This window comes from Streptomyces sp. TAA040 (assembly GCF_000424845.1).
Genome location: NZ_AUKR01000069.1, coordinates 1 through 1,304, shown reverse-complemented (window position 1 = coordinate 1,304; position 1,304 = coordinate 1). Strand labels below are relative to the sequence as shown.

Below are 1,304 nucleotides of genomic sequence, written 5' to 3'. Positions count from 1 at the left end.
CCTGCTTCGTACCGGACCCCACCCAACCCGGTAAGACGTCAGCAACCGGACGTCATCCGACTACGCCGAAGCCCTGGATCCTGCACGACTCGCGGTGTACAAGGTCACACAACGCCATCAATACTGAGCGGCCGTCTTCGCACAGCTCGCGGCGAGTCAGATGTGGTGCCAACAGAGGGCTCTCCTACCGTATGAGTGGGTGCCCCGACCTGGTCTGATACATGGAACACGCCGTTTCCTGCGGTCCTTGAGGTGTTGAGACTCGAGTGGGGTCAAGCAGGGAAACGGCGTGTCCTTCTTCAGGATATGGAAGCGGACGCTGACGGTCGGCCACACGGTGATCGAAGGTGTCCGGATCGATGAGAAAGAGCAGTGCGTGATCGTGTCGGTACGGCCCGACGCGCGGCGGCGGGGCCGGTGCGGGGTGTGCCGTCGTCGGGCCCCGGACTATGACGCGGGACGGGGTCGGCGCCGGTGGCGGGGACCTGGACCACGGGGCGATGCGCGTGTTCCTGGAGGCCGACGCGCCCCGGGTGGCCTGCCGGACACACGGGATCGTGACCGGTGCCGTGCCCTGGGCCCGCCACGATGCCGGACATACCCGCGCCTTCGACCAGCAGACCGCGTGGCTGGCCGCGGAGTGCTCCAAGTCCGCGACCGCGCAGCTGATGCGGACCTCGTGGCGCACGGTCGGCGGCATCGTGGCGCGCGTGGTCGCCGACCGCGACCGGGCCATCGACCGACTCACGGGGCTGGTCCGGATCGGGATCGACGAGATCAGCTACCGCAAAGGGCAGAAGTACATGACCGTGGTCGTGGACCACGACACCGGCCGGGTCGTATGGATGACCGACGGACACGGCAAGACCGTCCTGCACGGTTTCTTCGACGACCTCGGCGACCAACGGGCCGCCCGCCTCACCGACATCAGCGCCGACGGAGCGCTCTGGATCGCCGAGACACCGGCCGAACGGGCCCCGGCCGCCCTCCGCGTCATGGATCCCTTTCACGTGGTGGCCTGGGCCACCGACGCCCTGGATACCGAACGCCGTGCCTCGTGGAACCGGGCCCGCCACCAGGCCGCCGACAGCGACGGCCGCGAGCGCGCACGGGCGCTGAAGGACTCCCGGTTCGCACTGTGGAGAAACGCCGACGACCTCACCGACCGGCAGGCCGCCAAGCTCACCCTGGATCGCGGCCACCGACCCCCGCCTCCACCGCGCCTACCTCCTCAAGGAAGCCCTGCGGGCCGTCTTCGCCCTGGCCAAGACCCGTCCCACCGCCGCGCTGCGGGCCCTGGACCG

General features: G+C 69.4%; 1 pseudogene. It reads left to right on the top strand.

The window, feature by feature from the left end:
* Positions 1–415: 415 nt before the first annotated feature.
* A pseudogene (locus H300_RS28595) lies at positions 416–1,304 on the top strand (transposase); the annotation flags it as partial.